The 8,243-nt window shown below is 40.7% G+C and carries 5 protein-coding genes; all 5 read left to right on the top strand.

What is annotated here, in order from left to right:
• Positions 1-792 (top strand): ABC transporter permease (locus K6G87_RS14815; RefSeq protein ID WP_296838912.1); only part of this gene is annotated, 792 nt, incomplete at its 5' end.
• A 15-nt stretch (positions 793-807) separates the two neighbouring features.
• The gene (locus tag K6G87_RS14810) at positions 808-1,716 is read left to right on the top strand and encodes a carbohydrate ABC transporter permease (RefSeq protein ID WP_296838910.1); all 909 of its coding nucleotides are present in this window, start codon (positions 808-810) and stop codon (positions 1,714-1,716) included.
• A gap of 63 nt (positions 1,717-1,779) precedes the next feature.
• A complete protein-coding gene (locus K6G87_RS14805) occupies positions 1,780-3,396 on the top strand; it encodes an ABC transporter substrate-binding protein (protein ID WP_296838907.1) in 1,617 nt (538 codons plus the stop codon).
• Between the two features lie 126 nt (positions 3,397-3,522).
• Positions 3,523-6,354 (top strand): exo-rhamnogalacturonan lyase family protein, encoded by a 2,832-nt coding sequence (locus K6G87_RS14800; protein WP_296838905.1) that lies wholly within the window; start codon positions 3,523-3,525, stop codon positions 6,352-6,354.
• An 80-nt stretch (positions 6,355-6,434) separates the two neighbouring features.
• Positions 6,435-8,243 (top strand): rhamnogalacturonan lyase family protein (locus tag K6G87_RS14795; protein WP_296838903.1); only part of this gene is annotated, 1,809 nt, incomplete at its 3' end.

Below are 8,243 nucleotides of genomic sequence, written 5' to 3'. Positions count from 1 at the left end.
GCCTTTAAAGATTACAGTCCATTTAAGGGGTTATGGGCAAGTGAATGGGTAGGCTTTGATAATTTTATCAGATTCTTTAGTAATAATGACTTTAGAAAGCTTCTTACCAATACACTTGGAATCAGCTTACTGCAGCTTGTTTTGTATTTCCCTGCACCTATTATACTGTCTCTTTTCTTAAATGAAGTAAGACACAGTATGTACAAGAGATTTGTTCAGACTCTCGTATATATTCCTCACTTTGTATCCTGGGTTATCATCGCCAGTTTGACTTATCAGCTCTTTAATGTAACAGATGGTGTTTTCAATGTTATATCAAGAATGCTTACTGGAAGCACCTTTGATATCTTATCCAAAGCATCAACCTTCTGGGGTCTTATCGTAGGACAGGATATATGGCGTGAGACAGGTTATGGCACGATCGTCTTTCTTGCAGCACTTTCCGGAGTAGATCAGGAACTGTATGAAGCAGCCAGAGTTGACGGCGCAGGAAGATGGAGACTCATGTGGCATATCACCCTTCCGGCAATAAAAGGAACTATCATCATGATGCTGATACTAAGAGTTGGCGGAATTCTTAATACAGGATATGAGCAGATATTCCTTATGAGAAATGACTTAAACCTTGCAAGAGCAGAAGTATTTGATACCTATATCTATACAAAAGGTATTAAAAATGGTATGTATTCATTCTCATCAGCAGTTGGTATGTTCAAATCAGTTGTTGGAATGATCCTGGTACTATTGTCTGACAGAGTTGCAAAATGGTTTGGTGAAAGCGGAATTTACTAGAAAGGAGGAGACGGAATGCTTAAATCAGGTAATAAAAGCGGCTCTAAGGTCAAAAAATCTCTGGGCGATCAAATAGTTGACGTCATCATATATGTAGCACTTGGACTTATAGCAATAAGTACAATTCTTCCGTTCCTTTATGTCTTTGCCGGATCATTTGCAACGGAAAAAGAGTTAACAGAAAAAGCTTTCTTTATTATACCTTCTGTATGGTCACTTAATGCTTACAAGTACGCGATCAAGACCGCAAATATATTAAGAGGACTTAGAAACTCAATAATACTTACAGTTCTTGGAACCATAATGTGTATGATATTCTCTCTGACATTTGCATATCCACTTTCCAAGCAGCATTTCAGGGGCAGAAACTTCGTAATGAACATGGTAATCGTAACAATGCTCTTTAGCGGCGGTATGATCCCATCCTTCATCGTCTATAAAGCATACGGACTGTATGATACATACTGGGCACTTATCCTTCCCGGACTTATTAGCCCTTTCAATATGATAATCATCAAGAAGTTCTTCCAGGGACTTCCGGTTGAACTTGATGAAGCGTCGTATATGGATGGTGCCAATGACCTTCAGATATTTTTGAAAGTTGCACTTCCTTTATCAAAGCCAGTTATAGCTTCGATTTCACTCTTTTACGGAGTAGGCTTTTGGAATGACTATTTTGGATCCATGATCTATCTGCAGACCGCAGAAAAGTATCCTATACAGATACAGTTAAGATCCATAATACTTCAGTCATCAACAATTGTTGATAACATGGCCAATGATTTTGATATAAACGGAACACCGCCTGATAAGGCAGTTAAGATGGCTTGTACAGTAATAGCCACATTACCTATCCTCTGCGTATATCCTTTCGTTCAGAAGTACTTTACTAAAGGCGTTATGGTAGGCGCAGTTAAGGGCTGATACTTATAAAAAATGTTATGGGATATATCCCTACAGATATTTTCACTCAAAGGAGGAAATGATATGAAAAGGAAAGTAGTAAGCGCATTACTTACATCTGCTATGGTCATGAGCCTTGCAGCTTGTGGAAGCTCGGATTCACAGACTGGTACTGGTACAGATGCAGCAGAAAATCAGACAACAGGTTCTACAGAATCAGGCAGCACACAGGCACAAAGCACTGAGCGCCAGACACTAACCTGGTCTGTTATCGATGTAAATGCAGGCGTTAACGCAACTGGTGATTATGCAGAAGAGATCATGAATCAGCTCGAAGAATTTTGCGGCGCAGATCTTGAACTTATCTGGTACGCTAATGATGCTCTTTCTGAAAAGAACTCTCTGGCACTTACAAGCCCTTCAACAATGCCTCAGATCATGTCATGGGGCGGAACTGTAACAGGTGACGTTGTATCAGCTGCCAAGAACGGAGCTTTTGTAGACCTTAATAATTACATCTGGGATTCAGAAAAGTATCCTTATCTTTCACAGCTTTCAGAAGATGTTGCAGCTAACCTTACAGTAAATGGTCAGCTTATAGCTCTTCCACGTACCCGTGTTGTTGGACGTTATGGCCTTAGCTATCGTCAGGACTGGGCAGAAAAGCTTGGCGTAGAGCTTCCTGAAAATGCAACTCCTGATGATGTCTACAACATGCTTTATGCTTTTACTTATAACGATCCTGATGGAAATGGCGTAGACGATACAATCGGTATGGAGATGACTTCTTATACAGGTCCTTTCGACATCATCCAGACATGGTTTGGCTGCGGTAATGGCTGGCAGGAAGTTGACGGACAGCTCGTTCCTGTATGGACAACAGATGAATACTTTGAAGCAGTTGATTATATCAAAAAACTTTATGATGATGGCCTTATGCCTGCAGATTTCTATAGCCGTCCTACAGACTCTTGGTCTAACGGATGTAAGACAGGTGAAAACGGTGTCTTCATCGACGTACTTGATTCCGGTAAGAGAATCTGGCAGTACTATGAAGCAGAAGATACTCTTACACCTTCTGTAGTTAACCCTGATGAGCCTGCAAGCATGACACTTTACGGAGCAGTTAACGGTCACACACTTGCAACAGCAGGTTATAACGGATTCTTCACATTATCTGCTACAACACTTGATACACCTGAGAAGATAGAAGCAGCACTTACAGTTCTTGACAGACTTTGCTCACCTGAAATGCTTACACTTACTCAGTATGGTCTTGAAGGAATCAACTATCAGTATGACGCAGATGGCTATATCGAAGATCTTGATGCAGATGCTGAGAACACAGAGGCAGTTGCACTTGCTAATAACTATAAGGGTCTCAACCAGCTCTTAACATTCCTTCCTACATCTGAATCTTCAACAGGCGCAATTCCTGTTAAGTCAGACAAGTTCAGTGATGCTCAGAATGCAGCTTATGCTGAGGCTCTTGAATATGCAGAAGTTAACCCTGCACTCTCTTATCTGGTAGGTTCTGATACTTACTCACAGGTTGGAGCTGACCTTGATGATCAGGTTACAGCAGCAAGAACTCAGTACATCTGCGGTTCCATCACATTAGATGAGTTCAAGGCAACACTTGATTCAATCAGAGGCCAGGGCTATGACGCTATCATAGAAGAGGTTAATGCTCAGAGATGATCAAAAAGTATTACATATAACTAAGCCATGTAAAAATTCCTATATAAAGTTTTATTAACCTTTCTTAAAAGTGGGGCATCGGTATCCCTTGCGGATGCCGGTGCTTTCCATTAATGAGGACTTATCATGAAACTACACAGATTGGAAAAAGACGTAACAGGAACAGCAAATTTTGGATGTATGTGGGAAAAAGGAAAGATCCCTAAAGGGACTTTTTCTGATACAGAGTTTTATTATACAAATGAAGAGGGAAAAGAGATATCTCTTCAGTCACGTATTACAGCTTACTGGCCAGATGGCAGCATAAAGTGGACAGCGCACTGTGCTGACAGTAAAGCACTCGGAGAAGTGGTTACAGTAGAATATAAAACCAAGGATAAAACAAATACAGAAGACTATGCAAGTAATATAGAAAATCATGTAAATAGTAAATCAGATAATGAGTCTGAAATTATCACAAATAATTATTTATATAAGGATTCTGCACAAGGCAGCAGTGTATCTGTACATAATACAGATAATACTATTGAGATTTCAGGAAAAGATTTTACCGCGGTAATTCAAAAAGATACAGATGAGCTCTTTGAAAGTATAAGCAGTAACAAACGCATAGTATTTGCACATGCAAAACCGGTACTTAAATTAGAAGAGCGGGTTGAAAGCTCTGGCTGCAGGCAGCAGATAATTAGAGATTATACCGGAAAGATAGAAAATATTGAAATAGAAGATAGCGGGGATGCCCAGACAGTTGTGCGTTATGAAGGAATTCATGAATGCATATCATCTGATAACAAGGGTTCAAAAAAGATCCCCTTTATAATACGTTTATTCTTAGGAACAGCAGCAAGAGATATTAAGATACAGCATACATTTATGTATGACGGAGAAGAAGACAAGGACTATTTAAAGGGTATAGGTATATCTTTTGAAAGCCCTTTAAAAGGAAAACTGTATAACCGTCACATTAAGATGACAGGAGATGCAGGAGTATTCCATGAAGTATGTATGCCGCTTAGCGCCTGGCGTCCTCGCATCCCTTCTTTCTTGTATGAGGATCAGATGAAGGGTGTAAATATCACAGATGAAGCTTTATTAAAATGTGGCGATTCAGAAATCAATGAGCATATAAAAAGTATCACAGACAATTCGCCACACTGGGATACCTACACTCTTTCCCAGGACAGCGCCCAGCATTTTTGCATTAGCAAAAAGCTTGGATATGATGACGTATGCATGATAGATGCCCTACATGGACAAAGGAGCATTGGAGGAGCAGCCTTTGGCTCTGAAAATGGCAGCGTCATGCTCGGTATAAGAGACTTCTGGCAGAAGTATCCGGGAGGAATAAATGTTTCAGGCTTATCGTCTGACAGGGCAGATGTCACCATATGGTTTTACAGCCCTTTTGCAAACAGCTTTGATTTCAGGCACTATGCTCACAGAGGATACAATCAGGTCTGCTATGAAGGATACGATTATAAGGGAGCAGATCCCTGCGGCATAGCAGTTACAAGTGAATGTGCTCTTGGATTTTCAAATGACATTATTCCTGATGATGAGACTGTCATATCATTTGCAAGAAGCGTAAATCATCCGGCATTATATGTGGCAAGTCCGGAACAATACCATCAGATGAAGGCCTTTGGCTACTGGTCTTTACCTGAAAATGATACGGAAGTTGAGAGATGGCTTGAAGACCAGCTTGACAGAGCTTTCTCTTTTTACAAAGAAGAAGCAGATAATAGAAACTGGTATGGACTGTTTAATTACGGCGATTTCATGCATACCTATGATGCTGTAAGACATCAGTGGAAGTATGACGTAGGCGGATATGCCTGGGATAATACAGAGCTTGTGCCAACTTTATGGCTTTGGAACTACTTTTTAAGGACAGGGCGCTCAGATGCCTTCTATCTTGCAGAGAAGCTTTCGCGTCATGCAAGTGAAGTAGACGTTTATCATTTTGGCAAATACAAGGGGCTTGGCTCAAGGCACAATGTGCGCCACTGGGGCTGTCCTTGCAAGGAAGCAAGAATAGCCATGGCTTCTCACCACAGAGTCTACTATTATCTTACAGGTGACAGGCGCATGGAAGATATTTTTGATGAGCTTAAGGATAATGAGAACAGCTTTTTGAATAAGGACCCTTTGGGAGACTTTTATGATAAGGACAAAATGCATTATAAGAGTCATGCCCGAAGCGGCCCTGACTGGTCATCTCTTGTTTCAAACTGGATGACTCAGTGGGAAAGAAAAGATGATAAGAAGTATAAGGATAAGATAATAACAGGCATTAAAGATCTGGAGAAAGCTCCGCTTAGGCTTATATCAGGCCCTGATTTTGAATTTGACCCTGTAAGCGTCCACCTTAATTACATAGGCGAAAGGACAACAGGAGGAACTCATCTTCAGGTATGTATGGGTGCGCCAAGCGTTTGGACAGAGAGCGCTGATCTTTTGGACGAACCTGTTTTTAACCAGATGCTTGTAGAGCTTGGGCGATTTGCTCTTTTGCCAAAAGATGAGCAGGACAAGGAAAGCGGCGGTCTTATTGGAGAAAGGGAATATACCTACCCCTTCATGTTTACAGGTCTTGGGGCATATGCTGCTGCAAATATTATAAAAGGAAATTGTAAAGGCGTCACAATAGGTAAGGATGCGCTTATAAAAGACCATGAAAAAGAAGGACATCTTGCTGCAAAGCGTACCTGGAAGGCTCTTCTTGCGAGCCTTATAAGTGAAAATAATAAAGACGGCTTTATGACAACTATAGTAAAAGATGCGGGTAATCATGAAAAGCTTACTGAGATTCCATGGATCACGACGAATTTTACAGCCCAGTGGTGCCTTAATGTGATAATCGCACTTGAATTTATCAAAGAGGATCTTCCGGATACTATCATAAAGGCTCAGGAACTTGTGGAAGGAATGGAGGATATTTCTTTTCACAAAGCATAAAAATATCATTAGGAATGAAGTGGCCAAATATATAAAGACCTGAACATAATGACTCGAATACATGGAGAAAGGGATACAGCATGGAACTACGTATTGATAATATAACAGACAATGACATATTTATTTCGTGGGATAAAGTCAAGGATGCTACGAGCTACAGACTTTTATGGAAAGACAGAAAAAGAGAGAGCATGCTCAAAAAGACCCTTATTGAGACGACAGATCTTAAAGCTGTATTTCACAAAATGCCAAGAATTCCCTATTATCTGACGGTGCAGGCCCTTCGAGACGGAGAGATACTTGAAGAGAGTAAAGAGCTTAAAACGCCTATACAAAAGGTATTACATCCTCAGCTTGAAAAGATAAACAGAGGCCTTGTAGCAGTAAGTACAGGAAACTGCATATTTATTTCCTGGAGGCTTTTTAAGGATGAGGTTACAGGAAGTAGTGATACAGGCCTTACAGGATGCGACTTTGCACTTTGTAAAAATGGAAGGCTTCTTGCCTATGTAACAGACAGCACTAACTACCTTGATAAAGAAGGCACTAAGGATGATATGTATAGTGTGATTCCTTATGAAAGCGGCAATGAGCCTTCTGAAGAAGATATAAATAAAAAGCTTAAAGATTCTCCTAAAGTTAAAGCCTGGGATAGCGGCCAAAACTATCTTGATATTCCTTTGAGGATACCTGATGGTGGAACCACTCCTTTAGGTGAATCCTACACCTATCATGCCAATGATATCAGTATAGGAGATGTTGACGGTGACGGAGAATATGAATATATCGTCAAGTGGGATCCTACCAATTCCAAGGACGTATCCCAGAAAGGGTATACAGGTAAAGTCTTTCTCGACTGTTATAAGCTTGATGGCCGCATTTTGTGGAGACTTGATATGGGCGTTAACATAAGGGCAGGCGCTCACTATACCCAGTTCATGGTCTATGATTTTAACGCAGACGGGACAGCTGAGATGGCCGTAAAGACTGCGCCAGGAACTTGTATGCATTTTTATGATAGTGAGGGCCGGGAAGTAAAGAAAGCTTTTATTACTATTCCAAAAGAAGATATTCAAAAAGGTATATCTAATGATGATAACTACGTAGCTTCTTCTAAGGACTATTTTGATCACCTTGCTAATGTTTTTAAAAACTGGCAAAGTCATCCGGAAGTTGTAAACGGGCACTGGCCTGCAACGCTTGAAGAATGCTTTAATATAGAGCCAAGATATAAGTACCCTCTTTCTGACAGTGATGCTAAAGAGCTTGCAGATTTTTTTATCAAAGAATATGCACCAAGTAGAAGCGCAAAGAACAAGCTTGATGAGTTTGACGGCTTTATATTCAAGGGACCTGAGTATCTTACCATGTTCGGAGGAGACGGAAGAGAGCTTGAGACTATACCATTTAAATATGGCAGAGATGATGACGGTCTTATGTGGGGCGATTATTCCATGCCAAGGATTGAACCCTGCAACAGGGTAGACAGGTTCTTGTCTGGAGTTGCATATCTTGACGGAGAAAGACCTTACCTTATCATCTGCAGAGGCTATTATACAAGGACAACTATGGTTGCCTATGACTTTTTTGAAAACAGATTCAGGGAAAAGTGGAGCATAGACTCAGGATATGTCCGCATGGAGAATCCATTTAATGATAATCCGCATGAGCTTATGGGCTCTGACCCTGTATACGGCGTTATAGCAGGTCAGGGTAATCACAGCTTATCTACAGCAGATGTTGACGGCGATGGATATCAGGAGATAATCTACGGAGCTGCCTGCATTGATCAGGACGGAAGCGTATTATACAGTAGCTACGACTATCTTCCTAACGGTATCTATGCAAAGCTTGGACACGGAGATGCAATGCATGTTGCTAATATAGAT

Source organism: Butyrivibrio sp., assembly GCF_024699075.1.
The sequence above is the reverse complement of the archived record's forward strand: the minus strand, read 5'-3'. Positions and strand labels throughout refer to the sequence as shown.